Raw genomic sequence first — 16,332 nt, 5'->3', positions numbered from 1 at the left:
GCATGTTCTCCGAACTGTGCATCCGCCGGCCGGTCCTCACCACCTTGTTGATGGTGTCGCTGATCGTGGCCGGCATGTTCGCCTACCGCCTCCTGCCGGTGGCCGCCCTGCCGCGGGTGGATTTTCCCACCATCTCCATCACCGCCAGCTTGCCCGGCGCCAGTCCCGAGACCATGGCCTCGGCGGTGGCAACGCCCATTGAGCGCCAGCTTTCCACCATTTCGGGCATCACCTCGCTCACCTCCTCCAGCACCCAGGGCTCCACCTCCATCACGGTGCAGTTCGACCTGTCGCGCAACATCGATGACGCGGCGCTGGACGTGCAGTCCGCCCTCTCGGTGGCCCAGCGGCAATTGCCGGCGGAAATGACGACCCCGCCCAGCTTCCGTAAGGTCAATCCGGCCGACGCGCCGGTGATCCTCCTGGCGGTGTCCTCCGATACGCTGCCGCTTTCCACCGTCAACGAATATGCCGACACCATCATCGGCCAGCAGATCTCCCAATTGCCCGGCGTGGCGCAGGTGCAGATCTACGGCACGCAGAAATATGCGGTGCGCGTGCGCGTCGATCCCGCCGCCGCCGGGGCGCGCAACATCTCCGCCTCCGACATCAAGACCGCGCTGGAGGCCGCCGCCTCCAACACGCCCATCGGCCAATTGGCCGGGCCGCGCCAGAGCCTGACCATCGACATGGGCATGCCCAAGGCCGACGCCAACGTCTATCGCCGGCTGGTGGTGGCCTGGCGAAATGGCGCGCCCGTGCGGCTCGACGAGATCGCCCGCGTCACCAATGGCGTGGAGAATGAGCGCGTCGCCTCCTGGTTCAATGACGAGCGCGCCATCGTGCTCGCCGTGGTGCGCCAGCCCGATGCCAACACGGTGGCGGTGGTGGACGAGGTGCGCGCGCATCTCGACGGCTACCGCGCCCAGGTGCCCGCCTCGGTGAATATCGCGGTGCTGAACGACCGGTCGGTCTCCATCCGCGACGCGGTCCACGACGTGCAGAAGACGCTGTTCGAGGCCATCGTGCTGGTGGTGCTCGTCATCTTCCTGTTCCTGCGCAACGTGCGCGCCACCATCATTCCCTCGCTGGCGCTGCCCATCTCCATCGTCGCCACCTTCGGCGCCATGTGGCTGCTGAACTTCTCCATCAACAACATGACGCTGCTGGCGCTCACTTTGTGCGTCGGCTTCGTGGTGGACGATGCCATCGTGGTGCTGGAGAACATCTATCGCCACATCGAGAACGGCATGCGCCCGTTCCAGGCGGCCATCCTGGGCTCGCGGGAGATCGGCTTCACCATCATCTCCATGACGCTGTCCCTGGTGGCGGTGTTCATCCCGGTGCTGTTCATGGGCGGCGTGGTGGGGCGCGTGTTCCGCGAGTTCGCGGTCACCATCTCCATCGCCATCCTGGTATCGGGCTTCGTCTCGCTCACCTTGACGCCCATGCTGTGCGCGCGCGTGCTGAAGCCCGTGGACCACCACAAGAAGCCGCCGCTCCTCTTCCGCTGGAGCGAGGCCATGTTTGATGCCTGGCTCGCCGGCTATCGCCGCAGCCTCGACTTCGTGCTGCGCCATCGCTTTCCCATGCTGCTGGTGACCTTCGCCACCATCGGCCTGTCGGTCTATCTCTACATCGCCATTCCCAAGGGCTTCTTCCCTACCGAGGACACCGGCTTCATCACCGGCACGGTGGAAGCGGCGACCGATTCCTCCTTCGATGCCATGGTGGAGCGCCAGAAGCGCGTGGCGGACGCGGTGCGCGGCGACCCCAATGTGGCCTACCTGATCTCCACGGCGGGCGCGACTGGCATCAGCCGCACCACCAATTCGGGCCGCATGTTCATCGCGCTGAAGCCGCGGGCGGAGCGCGAGAAGAGCGCCTTCCAGATCATCCAGGACCTGCGCCGCCGGGTGGCGGCGGTCCCGGGGGTGAAGGTGTTCTTCCAGCCGGTGCAGAACATCAATATCGGCGGCGTCGCCTCCAAGAGCCAGTACCAGTACACGCTCCAGAGCTCCGACACGGATCTGCTCTATGCCCGCGCCGCCCAGATGGAGGAGCGCCTGGCCGCCCTGCCGCAGCTGCGCGACGTGACCTCCGACCTCCAGATCTCCAATCCCCAGCTCACCATCGACCTGGACAAGGACAAGGCGGCCGCCCTCGGCATCACCGAGGACCAATTGCGCAACGCCCTTTACACCCAGTTCGGCACGCGGCAGGTGGCCACCCTCTACACCTCCACCAACCAGTACGCGATCATCGCCGAGGTGCAGCCGCGCTTCCAGCAGGATGCCAGCGACCTCAGCCGCGTCTATCTGCGCACCTCGTCGGGCTCGGTCGTGCCGCTGGAGACAGTGGCCGACATCCGCCGCACCGTGGGTCCGCTGCAGATTGCCCACCAGCAGCAGCAACCCTCCGTCACCATTTCGTTCAACCTGCCGCCGGGCGTCTCGCTCGGCCAGGCGGTGGAGGCCATCCGCGAGGTGGAGCGGGAGGCGGCCTTGCCGGCCACCATCATCACCGGCTTCCAGGGCACCGCGCAGGTGTTCCAGGATTCGCTCTCCAACCAGCCGCTGCTGATCCTGGCGGCGGTGGTGGTGATCTATATCGTGCTCGGCATCCTGTATGAGAGCTTCATCCACCCCATCACCATCCTGTCGGGCCTCCCCTCCGCCGGCATCGGGGCGATCCTGACGCTGATGGCGTTCGGCATGGAATTGTCGGTGATCGCCATCATCGGCATCGTCATGCTGGTGGGCATCGTGAAGAAGAACGCCATCATGATGATCGACTTCGCGCTGGAACGACGGCGCGAAGGGGCGGATGCGCTTGAGGCGATCCGCGAGGCGGCGCTCCTGCGCTTCCGGCCGATCATGATGACCACGCTCGCCGCCATTTTCGGCGTGCTGCCCATCGCGGTGGGGGCGGGCGCCGGCTCCGAGCTGCGCCAGCCCCTGGGCGTGGCGGTGGTGGGCGGGCTCCTGGTGTCCCAGCTCCTCACCCTCTACATCACGCCCGTGGTCTATCTCTATCTCGACAAGATCGACCGCCGCGTGACGCGGGCGGTGAGCGGGGAGAGCGACGAGACCCCGGCCAGCGGCAGCCCTCACCCCGCTGAATAGGCGCAAAGGCCGGAGCCGCGCCGTTGCAGCGCGGCCCGCTCTGATCTGCCGGGCATTCCCTTACGACAAGAGCCGTTGTGCGGCCGCACGTTCCGCCTATTCTCACAGCCCGCCATATGCCCCGACCACGCGCCCGCCTGGCGCGGCCGGCGTCCCGATTCTGTCCGCGCCGATCCGGCGACAGGGGGCGGACGGGCCTTCAGCCACGATGCGAACACAGAATCGGGCCTGTGCCGGCCAGCACAGGCATCGGTGTGACGCTTCGTTGATTTTCATATCCCAGCGTATTAGAAGGGGATGTGCAGGAAGAAGCCTAATATTGAATTCTTCTAAAGTGCACGAATAGCCTGACGAAGTTCGATTTGCAGATCATTGCATATTGGAGCTGTTCAAATGAGCAAGCATGAACATCAAGCTCCCGCCTGGACGCCGCAGGGCAAGGCCCGCGCCGTTCCGCTGGTGGGAGAGCAGATGGACAGCCGGGACCTCTTCGCGGCCTCCCGCGTGGTCACCATTTCCCATGGCGAGCAGGTCTACCAGCTGCGCCTGACCTCCCAGGGCAAGCTCATCCTCACCAAGTGACGGGCGTGCCCCCGCCGAGGGCGGGGGAGGGGCGCGCCGTGGCGCGAAGCTGTGCAGGGTGATCTTCGATAACGGTCCCTCGGCCGGGTGGGGCAGATTGTGCCTTGCTTCCGCCCACCTGCTCGGCCATGTGTGCGCCCAGATTGGGGCAGGCTGCGGCCGGCCGGAGGGGTGCACTTTCCGGCTTGGGCGTTTCTGCTATTGTCCCGCGCCCGAAACGACCCGGACCTGACCTCGCGCATGGCCCTTTCCGAGCCCGCCGGCGGACACCGCATGGCCGCCAGCCCTTCTGCTTCGGACCGTATCGCACACGGTCTCGACCGCGTCTGCGCGTCTCATGGGCGCGCGGTGGGCGTGCTCGTGCTCCTTTGCCTCTTGGCCTTCCTGCCCGGCTTCTTCTCCATCTCGCCCATCGACCGGGACGAAGCGCGCTTCGCCCAGGCCACCAAGCAGATGCTGGAAACCGGCAATTATGTGGACATCCGCTTCAAGGAGCAGGCGCGCCACAAGAAGCCGGTGGGCATCTACTGGCTCCAGGCGGCGGCGGTCTCCACCGCCGAGGCCGTGGTCGGCCCGTCCGCCCGCACCACCATCGCCTATTACCGGCTGCCCTCGCTCGCCGGCGCCATCGGCGCGGTGCTGCTGACCTATTGGGCGGGCCTGAGCTTCCTCTCCCGGCGCGGCGCCTTCCTGGCGGCCGGCATGATGGCCACCTGCGTCCTCCTGGGCGTGGAGGCGCGGCTCGCCAAGACCGATGCGGTGCTGCTCTTCACCATCCTGGCCTCCCTCGGCGCGTTGACGAAAGCCTATCTCGGCGGGCGCGAGCGCCCCGATGCGGGCTGGGGCGGCTGGCGCCTGCCGGCCATTTTCTGGACCGGGCTTGCCGCCGGCATCCTCATCAAGGGGCCCATGGCCCCCCTGTTCGTGGGCCTGCCCATCCTGGCGCTGGCCATCGCCGACCGTTCGCTTGGCTTCATGCGGCCGCTGAAGCCCCTGCCGGGCCTCGCCTGGTGCCTGCTGCTCTGCCTGCCCTGGTTCGTGGCCATCTATATCGTCACCAACGGCGCCTTTTATGAGCATGCGGTGGGCGTCGACATGCTGGGCAAGGTGGCGGATGGGGCGGAGGGCCATTGGGGTCCGCCGGGCACCTATCTGCTGGCGGTGTGGGGCACCTTCTGGCCGGCGGTGGTGCTGGTGGCCATGGCGGTGCCGTTCGCGTGGCGCAACCGGCGTGAGCCGGCGGTGCGCCTGCTGCTGGCCTGGATCGTGCCGGCCTGGATCGTCCTGGAAATCACCGCCACCAAGCTCCCTCATTATGTGCTGCCGCTCTATCCGGCGCTTGCCCTTCTGGCGGCGCTGGCGCTGGAAAAGGGTGCGCTCGATGCGGTCCATCGGCGCCTTGCCGGCACGGCCGCCCTGTGGCCCATCCTGGCCGGTGTGCTGATTGTCGGCTCGCTCGGGGCCTATGTGTGGATCGGCGGCAAGCTCGTCTATTGGCTGGTGGCGCTGCCGCTTCTGGCCGGCTCCATCTTCCTTCTGGCCATCGCGGCCGGGGGCATTCAGCGCCGGGGCGCGCAGGCGAGCTTCGTGCTCGCGGCGGGCGGCGCGCTGCTGCTCTATGCATCGGTGTACCAGATCCTCATGCCGCACATGCGCGGCGTCTGGATCTCCGAGCGCCTGGCCGAATATGCCCGCGCCAGCGGCTGCCCCGCGTCCGACATCGCCACCGTGCCCTACCAGGAGCCGAGCCTGGCCTTCCTGGTGGGCACAGACACACGCTTCACCAATCCGGTGGACGCCGCGGACCTTTTGAAGTCCAAGCCCTGCTCGCTGGCCTTCATCGGCGCCAATATGCGCCCGCTCTTCACCGACCGGGCCGAGCGCATCGGCCTGCGCTATGAGACCGCCGGGACGGTGGAGGGCTTTGCCTATAATGGCGGGCGCAAGGTCACCATCTACGTCTTCCGGCCCGTGACGACGGATGGAAGGAGCGCGCGGTGAAGGCGCGCCTCCAGCGGGCCGGGCTGTTCCTGCGCCAGGCTGTTGCGGGCCTCGGCGGCGCCATCGCCTATGGTCGGGCGCGCCGCGTGCGGGGCCCCGCACCGCGCGTCATGTCCGGCGGCGCGGTGGAGACCGCATCCATCTTCGTCCTGGTGGCGAGCCTGATCGCCGCCTCCATGATCCTGCTGGATCCGTTGATCCCGGGCCTGCGACTGCAACTGCCCCACGGTCTCGTGCGGGTGTTCGAACGCATCACGGATCTCGGGCTCGGCAGCGTCGTGTTGTGGCCGGTGGGCATCGCGTGGCTCGTGGTGCTGGGCGCCATGCCTGAGCTGAAGGACATGAACCGCCGGGTGGCCGCCGCCCTGGCGGCGCGGATCGGCTTCGTCTTCACCTGCGTGGCCGGTGTCGGCCTGTTCGTCCTGGTGCTGAAATATGTGCTCGGCCGGGCGCGCCCCTATATGGCGCTGCACCTGCCCGGCCCCCATCCCGTGCTCACCTTCGACTGGTTCGCGCTGCAGGCGAGCTTTTCCAGCTTCCCTTCGGGCCACAGCACGGTGGTGTTCGCCACCGCCTGTGCCTTTGCCGCGCTCTATCCCCGGGCGCGCACGGCGCTGTTCGCAGTGGCCGTGCTGGTGGCCTTCTCCCGCGTGGTGCTGGGCTCCCACTATCCCAGCGACGTGCTGGCGGGCGGAGCGCTGGCCATCCTGTTCTCCTGCTTCATGGTGAAGGCCTTCGCCGCCCGGCGCCTGGTCTTCTCCGTCGCCCCCGACGGGGCGGTGCATCCCATGCCGGGCCCCTCCGCCCGCCGCCTCGCGCGGCTCGTGGCGCGCGGGTCCCATTCCCAACGATCGGCTCTTGAAGAGGCGAGACCTTGAACGTTCAGACTGCGCTGGCTCCGGCCGCTCCCCGCTACTCGGTCGTCATCGCCGTGCGCGACGAGGTGGACAATGTGGCGCCGCTGATCGCGGAGATCGAGGCCGCACTCCCTGCCGGCACGTTCGAGCTGGTGTTTGTGGATGACGGCTCGGTGGATGGCACCGACAAGGTGCTGCTCACCTGCGCCCAGACCCGGCCCAACATGCTCATCATCACCCACGAGAAGGCCTGCGGGAAGTCGGCGGGCGTCGATACCGGCGTGTGGGCGGCGCGGGGGGATATCCTGCTCCTGCTGGACGGCGACGGCCAGAACAACCCGGCCTATTTCCCGCAGATGATCGAGACGCTGGAAAAGGGCGGCGCCGGCGCGGGGATGGTGCAGGGCGAGCGCGTTGGCCGAAAAGACACGGCCTTCAAGCGCTTTCAGTCGCGCCTGGCCAATGCGGTGCGCAGCGCCTTGCTGCGGGACGGCACCCGCGATACAGGGTGCGGCCTGAAAGTGGTGTATCGCGACGTCTATCTGCGTCTGCCCTTCTTCGATGCCCTTCATCGTTTCACGCCGGCCCTTGTGCGCCGGGAGGGCCTCGACGTTCTGACCTTCCCGGTGGTGGACCGGGCGCGTTGGCACGGGCAGTCCAAATATGGCTTCTGGAACCGCCTGTGGGTGGGGATCGTGGATCTCCTGGGGGTGTGGTGGCTCACACGCCGGCGTCGCGTGCCCAAGGTAGTGAGGGTCTATCCGGATGCTCGTTGAGCTCGCCAACGCCGTTGGAGACTATCTCCACGACGTGTTCGTCACCCAGCTCGACTGGTGGGTCATTCTCGGTTTCGTCGCCCAGATTCTGTTCACCATGCGCTTCGTGGTGCAATGGGTGGCCTCCGAGCGGGCCGGGCGCTCCGTGGTGCCGTTCGCCTTCTGGACCTTCTCGCTGGGCGGCGGGACCTTGCTGCTGATCTATGCGCTCTATCGGCGGGACCCGGTCTTCATCGCGGGCCAGGCGCTGTCCACCTTCATCTATATCCGCAACCTCCAGTTCGCCCTGCGCGAGCGCAAGGCGAACAAGGCGGCGCTCCCCCAGACCAAGGGCCAGTGAGCGCCGCTCTCGCGTGCCGGGCGCGCCCGCGCGGCGCCGGTCAGGGACGGGGACGGGGAAACGGGGCCTGAGGGCCCCGTCCGGTCTCACCCGTTGAGGTGCTCCAGGCCCTGGGCGAGGTCGGCCATCAGGTCGGCAGGGTCCTCAAGGCCGATATGCAGGCGCACCGCCGGGCCGCCGGGGGCCCAGGTGGTGGCGGTGCGGTAGCTGGAGCAGTCGAAGGGGATGGCGAGGCTCTCATAGCCGCCCCACGAATAGCCCATGCCGAACAGAGCCAGGGAATCGAAGAAGGCCGCCACCTTCTCCTCCGCCACCGGCTTCAGGATCAGGCTGAACAGGCCGGACGCGCCGGAAAAATCCCGCTTCCAGATGGCATGGCCGGGATCGTCCTCCAAAGCGGGATGGAGCACGCGCGCCACCTGCGGCTGCTCTTTCAGCCAGCGTGCCACCTTCAGGCCCGAGGCCCAATGCCGCTCCAGCCGCACCGCCATGGTCCGCAGCCCGCGGGAGGCGAGGGCCGCATCGTCCGGGCTCACGCAGAGGCCGAGATCCCCATGGGTCTGCTTCACCTTGCGCCAGGCTGCGCCGCGGGCGGCGATGGTGCCGAGATTCACGTCCGCATGGCCGCCAATATATTTGGTGCCGGCCTGGATGGTGATGTCGACGCCCAGCGCCAGCGGCTTGAAATAAAGCTGCGTCGCCCAGGTGTTGTCGATGAGGGTCGTGATGCCGTGCGCCTGTGCCACCGCCACGATGGCGGGCACATCCTGCATCTCGAAGGACTGGGAGCCGGGCGATTCGAGGAAGATGGCGCGGGTGTTCTCCCGGATGAGGCCGGCAATGCCCGCCCCCACCAGGGGATCGTAATAGGTCACCTCGACGCCCATGCGCTTGAGCACGCCATTGCAGATGGTGCGGGTGGGCAGATAGGCGGTGTCCACCATCAGCAGGTGATCGCCGGCCCCCAGGACGCTGAGCAGGGCCGTCGAAATGGCGGACAGGCCGGAGGGCGTCAGCACGGTGCCGTCGGCGCCGTCCAGCGCGCTGAGCGCCGTTTCCAGCGCCTCGCCCGTGGGATTGCCGCGCCGGCCATAGGTGTAGCGCCCATTATGGGCAACGAGGTCGGCATAGGTGGGCGAGAGCACGGTGGAGCCGCGCACCACCGGCGGATTGACGAAGCCGTCGAAGCGCAGGGGGTCCCGGCCGAGGCGCACCACCTCGGTGTCCGGCGCGAATTTTGCATTGGGCAGATCTGAAGGCTTCATCCGGGTCTCCGGGGGGTGCCACACGATTGTGCTGTCTAAACGCTGGGCAGCCTATTGACCACCTGGGCGCGAGAGAATGAGATACATGTCCTTACGACGTCCCGGACGATGGCGTCGATCCCCTCCGGGGGACGGCCCCTCGAACCGGCACGAAGCTCAGGTGCAAAGAGAGAAGGGACCTTCCGTGAAACGCATCCTGCTTGCTGCGGCTGGATTTCTAGCGCTCGGCGTCGGCGCGAGCCAAGCTGGCACCCTCGACGACGTGAAGGCGCGCGGCGCGCTCAATTGCGGCGTGACCCAGGGTTTGCCCGGCTTCTCCAATCCCGACGACAAGGGCAATTGGACCGGCATCGACGTGGATTTCTGCCGCGCTGTGGCGGCAGCCATCTTCAACGACCCCACCAAGGTGAAGTTCTCGCCGCTCTCGGCGAAGGACCGCTTCACCGCGCTCCAGTCCGGTGCCATCGACGTGCTGTCGCGCAACACCACCTGGACCATGTCGCGCGATACCACGCTCGGCTTCAACTTCGCTGGCGTCATGTATTATGACGGCCAGGGCTTCATGGTCCGCAAGTCGCTGGGCGTGAAGTCGGTGGACGAGCTCAACGGCGCCTCCATCTGCGTGCAGACGGGCACCACCAACGAACTGAATGTGGGCGACTATTTCCGCTCCCACAACATGAAGTACGAGCTGATCGCCTTCGCGACCATCGACGAGACGGTCAAGGCCTATGATTCGGGCCGCTGCGACGCCTTCACCTCGGACCAGAGCCAGGTCTATTCGGTGCGCCTGAAGCTCACCAATGCCGGCGACCATCTGGTGCTGCCGCAGGTCATCTCCAAGGAGCCCCTCGGCCCGCTGGTGCGCCATGCGGATGACCAGTGGTTCGACCTTATCAAGTGGACCTATTTCGCGCTCCTCAATGCCGAAGAGCTGGGCGTGAACTCCAAGAATGCCGACCAGATGGTCAACTCGCCCAACCCCGAGATCAAGCGTCTTTTGGGTTCGGACGGCAAGTATGGCGAGGCTCTCGGCCTCACCACCGACTGGGCGCTGCGCATCGTCAAGCACGTGGGCAATTACGGCGAGATCTTCGACCGCAATCTCGGCCCCTCGACGCCGCTCGGCATCAATCGCGGCCTCAACAACCTGTGGAACAATGGCGGCCTCCAGTACGGCATGCCGGTCCGCTGACACTGCGACCCGGCGCGCGTCTGCGCGCCGGGTCATTCCCCGCTGAGGGACAGCCTCGGCGAGGGCCGGCTCTGGCCGACCGGGGGCGGTCCCCGGGGGGGCTTCAAGGCTTCGTCCTCAGGACATGGCGCCCATCGTCACGCGGCGCGCCTGGACCTGGGGAGCGGGGCCGACGACGACGACGACGGACGCGGGGTGCGTGACCCCAGCGCAGTTCAGGCTCAGGGGCGCGGGAGCGCGATCTGACCGCATGACCTTCCAGAAGGGTCCATTCGGTCGGCCAATCGTCCTCCATCGTCCGGAAGAGAGACGGATCCATCCCGGCTCTGGCGCCGGCGGCGGGCCGCACGACAGCACAGACATCAGACGAATCCGAACCCGGCAAGGCGCCCGCAAGAGGCGCAGCGGTGGGGCGTATTTCGGGACCGAGGGGCTAAATGGCAGATGTTCGCAGGTCGGACGAAGGTCCGGCGCGGCGCTGGTCGTGGACCGACCCAGCGCTCAGGTCCGCCGTCATCCAGGTGAGCCTCGCGCTCCTCCTGATCTGGATGGCATGGTCGTTCTTCGCCAATGCGCAGGCCAATCTGGCCCGCCAGGGCATCGCCTCCGGCTTCGGCTTCCTGGAGAATTCGGCCGGCTTCGGCATCACCCAGACGCTCATTCCCTATTCGGAATCCATGAGCTATGGCCGCGCCTTCCTGGTGGGCCTGCTCAACACGCTCCTGGTGGCGGTGATCGGCATCATCCTGGCCACCATCATCGGCTTCTTCATGGGCGTTGCCCGCCTGTCCCACAACGTGGTCATCAAGGCGCTGGCCTCCGCCTATGTGGAGATCACACGCAACCTGCCGCCTCTGTTCCAGATCCTGTTCTGGTACCTGGCGGTGCTCTCCACCATGCCCGGCCCGCGCCAGAGCTGGCGCTTCGGCTCCCAGCCGCTGCTGGGCGTGCTGGGCGACTGGTCCAACGCCATCGGCCTTGCGGGCCTCGGCGGCTGGTTCAAGAGCCTGGCCGGCGACATGGCGGCGCCGGGCATCTTCCTGTCCAATCGCGGCCTCATCGTGCCGCGGCCTCTGTTCGAGGCGGACTTCAACATTGTGCTGGCCGTGCTCGCCGTGTCGGTGGTCGCCGTCTTCCTCATCGCCCGCTGGGCGAGCAAGCGGCGGGAGGCCACCGGCCAGCAATTCCCCACCTTCTGGGTCGGGCTTGCCGTGCTCATCCTGCCGGCCCTGGTGACAAGCCTCGCGCTCGGCTCGCCGGTGAGCTTTGAATATCCTGAGCTCAAGGGGTTCAATTTCGTGGGCGGCATCCGGGTCATTCCCGAATTCGTCGCCCTGGTGCTAGCCCTGTCCATCTATACGGCCGGCTTCATCGCCGAGATCGTGCGCGCCGGCATCCTGGCCGTGTCCAAGGGCCAGACGGAAGCGGCCCATTCGCTGGGCCTGCGCTCCGGCCCCACGCTGCGCCTCGTCATCATCCCGCAGGCCATGCGGGTGATCGTGCCGCCGCTCACCAGCCAGTATCTCAACCTGACCAAGAACTCCACGCTCGGCGTGGCGGTGGGCTACCCGGACCTGTTCGCCATCTTCGCGGGCACCACGCTCAACCAGACCGGCCAGGCGATCGAGATCATCGCCATCACCATGGCGGTCTATCTCATCATCTCCATCATCACCTCGGCTTTGATGGGCTGGTTCAACAAGCGCGTCGCGCTGGTCGAGCGGTGAGGGGGCGGCCATGACTTCCACGGACATTCACGCCCCCCACGCCCGCGTCTATGTGGCCCCCGGCGAACTCATCGCCCCCGAGCCCGCCCCGCCGTCAACGCGTGGTGCCTGGGGCTGGGCGCGGGCCCATCTGTTCGGCTCGGTCTCGCAGGTGCTGCTGACGCTGTTCGGCGCGCTCCTGGTGCTCGCCGTCGTGCCGCCGGTGCTGCGCTTCTTCATCTTCGACGCCGTGTGGACCGGCACCAACCGCGAAGCCTGCCTGCCCCAGACGGTGGGCCGGGACGTGGGGGCCTGCTGGCCCTTCATCTGGGCCAAGTGGAACCAGATCCTCTACGGCTTCTATCCGGAGACGGAGCGCTGGCGGGTCAACATCGTCTATGGGCTCGCGGTGGTGCTGCTGGTGCCGCTGCTGGTGCCCAAGGCGCCCTACAAGCGCCTGAACGCGCTGGCCTTCTTCGGCATCTATCCGCTGGTGGCCTTCGTGCTGCTCACCGGCGGCAACGTCACCATGCGCAATTTCGTGCTGGGCAGCTTCGGCCTGGATTTCGGCCTCACCGCCACGGCGGGGGGCTTGTGGCTGTCCTTCTGGGTCCAGTTCGCGGTGGTGGCGGGGCTGGTCGCCGCCCTCTGGGCGGCGGTGTCGCCCTTCTTTGGAACCGCTCGCCCCGATGCCGCCAAGGCCGTCCTGAAGGTGTTCGCGGTGCTGGGCCTCGTCCTTCTGGTGATGGACGCGGATTTCGGCCTCCAGGAGGTGGAGACGCGGCGCTGGGGCGGCCTGATGGTGACGCTGGTGATCGCGGTCACCGGCATCGTCGCCTCCCTCCCGCTGGGCATCCTGCTGGCGCTGGGGCGGCGGTCGGAGCTGCCGCTGGTGAAGTACTCCTCCATCATCTTCATCGAGTTCTGGCGTGGCGTGCCGCTCATCACGGTGCTGTTCTTCGCCACCTACATGCTGCCCTTGTTCCTGCCCGGCCGCTTCACCATCGACGGCCTGCTGCGGGTGCTTGTGGGCGTCACGCTCTTCGCCTCGGCCTATATGGCAGAGGTGGTGCGCGGCGGCCTGCAGGCGATCCCCAAGGGGCAGTATGAGGGCGCCATGGCGCTCGGCCTGCGGCCCTCCTGGATGATGCGCCTCGTGGTGCTGCCCCAGGCGCTCAAGCTGGTGATCCCGGGCATCGTCAACAACTTCATCGGCCTGTTCAAGGACACGACGCTGGTGCTGATCGTGTCCATCTTCGACCTCCTGGGCGTGCTGCGCGCGGCCTTTACCGATCCCAACTGGGCCACCCCCACCACCGTCTTCACGGGCTTCGGCTTCGCCGGGATCATCTATTTCGTCTTCTGCTACGGCATGTCCCGCTACTCGATGATGCTGGAAAAGCGTCTCGACCGCGGCCGCCGCCATTGAGGGGTTTGACCATGTCCCAGGCGCAATCCATGTCCTCCACGCTCTCCCCCGCCGCCGAGACCGAGCAGCTTGCGGTGGAGCTGGTCAACGTCAACAAGTGGTATGGCGACTTCCATGTGCTGCGGGAGATCAATCTCGCCGTGAAGCGCAAGGAGCGCCTTGTCATTTGCGGCCCGTCCGGCTCCGGCAAGTCCACCATGATCCGCTGCATCAACCGCCTGGAGGAGCACCAGAAGGGCCGCATCGTGGTGGATGGCATCGAGCTCACCAACGACCTCAAGCGCATCGACGAGGTGCGCCGCGAGGTGGGCATGGTGTTCCAGCACTTCAACCTCTTCCCCCACCTCACCATTCTGGAAAACTGCACGCTTGCCCCCATGTGGGTGCGCAAGATGCCCAAGAGGGAGGCGGAGGAGGTGGCCATGCACTTCCTCACCAAGGTGAAGATCCCCAACCAGGCGCACAAATATCCCGGCCAGCTCTCTGGGGGCCAGCAGCAGCGCGTGGCCATCGCCCGCGCCCTGTGCATGCGCCCGCGCATCATGCTGTTCGACGAGCCCACCTCGGCGCTCGATCCGGAAATGGTGAAGGAGGTGCTCGACACCATGGTCTCTCTCGCGGAAGAGGGCATGACCATGCTGTGCGTCACCCATGAGATGGGCTTTGCCCGCCAGGTGGCGGACCGGGTCATCTTCATGGATGCCGGGCAGATCATCGAGATGAACGAGCCCAACGCCTTCTTCTCGAACCCGCAGCACGAGCGCACCAAGCTCTTCCTCAGCCAGATCCTGCACTGAGGGCGCGGCCCGGCCCAGGCGGGGCCTTTCGTTTGGCGCATGAAACGAGATGGCCCCGCCAGCGTTGTCCTTGCGAAAGGAGAACGCCATGGAAGATGTGAAGGAGCGGCGCGAAGATCGCGCCTTTCATTCCCCGGACGGGATCGGGCCGCAGGGTGAGCCCATCAAACCGGCGCCCAAGGCCCGGCAGGGCGTGACGTCGGGCCGGGTCATGACCATCCTGGTGGTCGGCTTGCTGTTCGTGGTGGCCGGCTTCGTGGCCAGTTTCATTCTGGCGGTTTAACCGCCGGAATGCCGGATGCCAGCGGCCGCCGACGGAGGCGGTCAGGCGGTGTCAGACGCCCATATTGTCAATGAGGCGGGTGGTACCGAGCCAGGCCGCCGCGAGGAGGCGGATGGGCTCTCCCGCTGCGGAGACCGGCGCCAGCGTCTCGGCATGGCGCGCCTCCACATAATCCACCTTGAGGCCGGCTGCGGATATCTCAGTCCGCGCCGTGTCTGCTGCCGAATCAGGCGCCCTCCCGGCGCGGATGGCGGCGGCGGCCGCGGTAAGCGCGCGGTGAATGACCGGCGCCGTGGCCCGCTCCTGCGGGCTCAGGTAGCGATTGCGGGACGACAGAGCCAGGCCGTCTTCCTCGCGCGCGGTGGGGGCGGGGACGATCTCCAGCTGCAGGTCCAGGTCCCGCGCCATGCGGGTGACCACTTTCAGCTGCTGGTAGTCCTTCTCACCGAACACCGCATAGTCCGGCAGGCATTGCAGGAACAGCTTGGACACCACAATGGCGACGCCCGAGAAGAAATGCGGGCGGAAGTCGCTTTCCAGGCCCTGGGCGGGGCCGGCCATCACGATCGAGGTGGAAAAGCCCTCGGGATACATGTCGGCGGGGGAGGGGGCGTAGACAAGGTCGGCCTCGACCTCCGACAGCTTCTCCAGGTCCGCCTCGAACGTGCGGGGATAACGGGAGAAATCCTCGTTGGGGGCAAACTGGGTGGGATTGACGAAGATGGAGACCACCACCCGCTTCGCCTTGCTTCGGGCAAGCTTCACCAGGCCCATGTGACCCGAATGCAGCGCGCCCATGGTGGGCACCAGAGCCACGCTCTCGCCGGCGGCGCGCCATGCTTTCACCTGCGCGCGCAGTGCCGCCACCGTCTCGGCCACCTGAGGCTTATCCGCCATTCATCCCTCCCCATCGCGCCGCTGACGGGCCAGAAGGCCGCGCGCCGCATCTTGCTCTGCGGGCCGGGCCCGGAGCGCGCCGCACGGCGGGGCGCTGGGTCGGCCGTTCGGGGGCGGAACCTAGTGCGCGTCGCGGCGTGAGGGAAGCGGTTCCGTGCGGGGGTGGCCTTGGTGCCGGCGTTCGGCATGCTTATGTTCATGCCATGCTCGTGCGCACCCCTCTTTTGCACCCTTCACCCACCTGCATCCTGTCCCTGCCGCCCGGGAGGGGTCTGTCGTGAGGGGGAAGGACAATAAGGGCCTGCCGGCCGCCGGCACCTCTTCGGCGGACGACGTGGCCGCGTTCCTGAAGGCCGCCACCCACACCGCGCCCCGCGCGGCGGGGCGCGGACGCCTCGCTTTCGCGCTGGATGCCACCTTCTCCCGCCAGCCCACCTGGGACCTGGCCTGCGGGCTCCAGGCCGAGCTGTTCTCGGCGGCGGCGGACCTGGGCGGGCTTGACGTGAAGCTCCTCTATTATCGCGGCGCCAGCGAGTGCAAGGCCTCCGGCTGGGTGGAAGATCCCCGCACGCTGGGGCGATTGATGGGCACCATCACCTGCCAGGGCGGGCAGACGCAGATCGGGCGCGTGCTCACCCATCTGGAAGGGGAGGTGGAGCGCTCGGGCCTCAAGGCGGCGGTGTTCGTGGGCGACGCCATGGAGGAGGATGTGGACGCCCTGTGCCAGAAGGCCGGGCGCCTGGGCGTGCTCGGTCTGAAGCTGTTTGTCTTCCAGGAAGGCCACGACCGGCGGGTGGAAGCCGCCTTCCGCGAGATCGCGCGCCTCACCGGCGGGGCCTGGTGCCGCTTCGAGCCGGGCGCGGGCGAGGAATTGCGCGCTTTGCTGCGGGCGGTGGCCGCCTATGCGGCCGGCGGCCGGCCAGCCTTGCAGGCGAGCCGCGAGCACGGCGCCCGGCTGCTGCTGGCGGCGCTGCGCCCGTGAGTGTGACCGGCGGGCGAGGTTCGCGCCCGCGGTAGGGCTGATATAAGGCTGTTTTCCGGGAGACCTTCGACGCCGCTGGTGTCGGCGCGGCTCCCGT

The 16,332-nt window shown here is 67.3% G+C and carries 14 protein-coding genes; 12 read left to right on the top strand and 2 right to left on the bottom strand.

Translation table 11 applies throughout. The annotated features are described in order from the left end of the window. Positions 1 to 2: 2 nt before the first annotated feature. From PV781_RS03540 to PV781_RS03515, 6 genes are all read left to right on the top strand, one after another. Entirely contained in the window at positions 3 to 3,125 is a 3,123-nt protein-coding gene (locus PV781_RS03540; RefSeq protein WP_274774254.1) for an efflux RND transporter permease subunit, read from the top strand. Between the two features lie 393 nt (positions 3,126 to 3,518). Next, entirely contained in the window at positions 3,519 to 3,707 is a 189-nt protein-coding gene (gene hemP / locus PV781_RS03535; protein WP_274774253.1) for a hemin uptake protein HemP, read from the top strand. Positions 3,708 to 3,947: 240 nt separating this feature from the next. After that, positions 3,948 to 5,708: an ArnT family glycosyltransferase gene (locus PV781_RS03530; protein WP_274774252.1), complete on the top strand. Its 1,761-nt coding sequence runs from the start codon at positions 3,948 to 3,950 to the stop codon at positions 5,706 to 5,708. Further along, on the top strand, positions 5,705 to 6,586 hold the full coding sequence (locus tag PV781_RS03525) for a phosphatase PAP2 family protein (protein ID WP_274774251.1): 882 nt from the start codon (positions 5,705 to 5,707) through the stop codon (positions 6,584 to 6,586). Before PV781_RS03530 ends, PV781_RS03525 begins: the two co-directional genes overlap by 4 nt. Beyond that, on the top strand, positions 6,583 to 7,341 hold the full coding sequence (locus PV781_RS03520) for a glycosyltransferase family 2 protein (RefSeq protein WP_274774250.1): 759 nt from the start codon (positions 6,583 to 6,585) through the stop codon (positions 7,339 to 7,341). The genes PV781_RS03525 and PV781_RS03520 overlap by 4 nt, the downstream gene beginning before the upstream one ends. Continuing rightward, on the top strand, positions 7,331 to 7,681 hold the full coding sequence (locus tag PV781_RS03515) for a lipid-A-disaccharide synthase N-terminal domain-containing protein (RefSeq protein WP_274774249.1): 351 nt from the start codon (positions 7,331 to 7,333) through the stop codon (positions 7,679 to 7,681). Before PV781_RS03520 ends, PV781_RS03515 begins: the two co-directional genes overlap by 11 nt. 86 nt (positions 7,682 to 7,767) lie before the next feature. Here PV781_RS03515 and metC read toward each other — a convergent pair whose 3' ends face one another. After that, the gene (gene metC, locus PV781_RS03510; protein ID WP_274774248.1) at positions 7,768 to 8,946 is read right to left on the bottom strand and encodes a cystathionine beta-lyase; all 1,179 of its coding nucleotides are present in this window, start codon (positions 8,944 to 8,946) and stop codon (positions 7,768 to 7,770) included. A gap of 184 nt (positions 8,947 to 9,130) precedes the next feature. On the opposite strand from metC, the gene PV781_RS03505 reads away from it, so the two are divergent. From PV781_RS03505 to PV781_RS03485, 5 genes are all read left to right on the top strand, one after another. Continuing rightward, positions 9,131 to 10,141 carry an amino acid ABC transporter substrate-binding protein gene (locus tag PV781_RS03505; protein WP_274774247.1) on the top strand — a complete coding sequence of 337 codons (1,011 nt, stop codon included), beginning with the start codon at positions 9,131 to 9,133 and terminating at the stop codon, positions 10,139 to 10,141. Between the two features lie 437 nt (positions 10,142 to 10,578). Further along, positions 10,579 to 11,868, top strand: a complete 1,290-nt coding sequence (locus PV781_RS03500) for an amino acid ABC transporter permease (protein WP_274774246.1) — start codon at positions 10,579 to 10,581, stop codon at positions 11,866 to 11,868. A gap of 10 nt (positions 11,869 to 11,878) precedes the next feature. Then, positions 11,879 to 13,276, top strand: a complete 1,398-nt coding sequence (locus PV781_RS03495; RefSeq protein ID WP_274774245.1) for an amino acid ABC transporter permease — start codon at positions 11,879 to 11,881, stop codon at positions 13,274 to 13,276. 29 nt (positions 13,277 to 13,305) lie between these two features. Next, a complete protein-coding gene (locus PV781_RS03490; protein ID WP_425532360.1) occupies positions 13,306 to 14,073 on the top strand; it encodes an amino acid ABC transporter ATP-binding protein in 768 nt (255 codons plus the stop codon). An 88-nt stretch (positions 14,074 to 14,161) separates the two neighbouring features. Then, complete coding sequence (locus tag PV781_RS03485; protein WP_274774243.1) at positions 14,162 to 14,356, top strand: hypothetical protein; 195 nt, start codon at positions 14,162 to 14,164, stop codon at positions 14,354 to 14,356. A 51-nt stretch (positions 14,357 to 14,407) separates the two neighbouring features. Here the strand turns inward: PV781_RS03485 and panC are convergent, their stop codons facing one another. Then, a complete protein-coding gene (gene panC, locus PV781_RS03480; RefSeq protein ID WP_274774242.1) occupies positions 14,408 to 15,253 on the bottom strand; it encodes a pantoate--beta-alanine ligase in 846 nt (281 codons plus the stop codon). A 277-nt stretch (positions 15,254 to 15,530) separates the two neighbouring features. Here panC and PV781_RS03475 point away from each other — a divergent pair, with 277 nt between their 5' ends. After that, on the top strand, positions 15,531 to 16,235 hold the full coding sequence (locus PV781_RS03475) for a VWA domain-containing protein (RefSeq protein WP_274774241.1): 705 nt from the start codon (positions 15,531 to 15,533) through the stop codon (positions 16,233 to 16,235). The last annotated feature ends 97 nt before the right edge of the window (positions 16,236 to 16,332 follow it).

The organism is Aquabacter sediminis, assembly GCF_028863665.1.
Taxonomy (GTDB): domain Bacteria; phylum Pseudomonadota; class Alphaproteobacteria; order Rhizobiales; family Xanthobacteraceae; genus L1I39.
The sequence above is the reverse complement of the archived record's forward strand: the minus strand, read 5'-3'. Positions and strand labels throughout refer to the sequence as shown.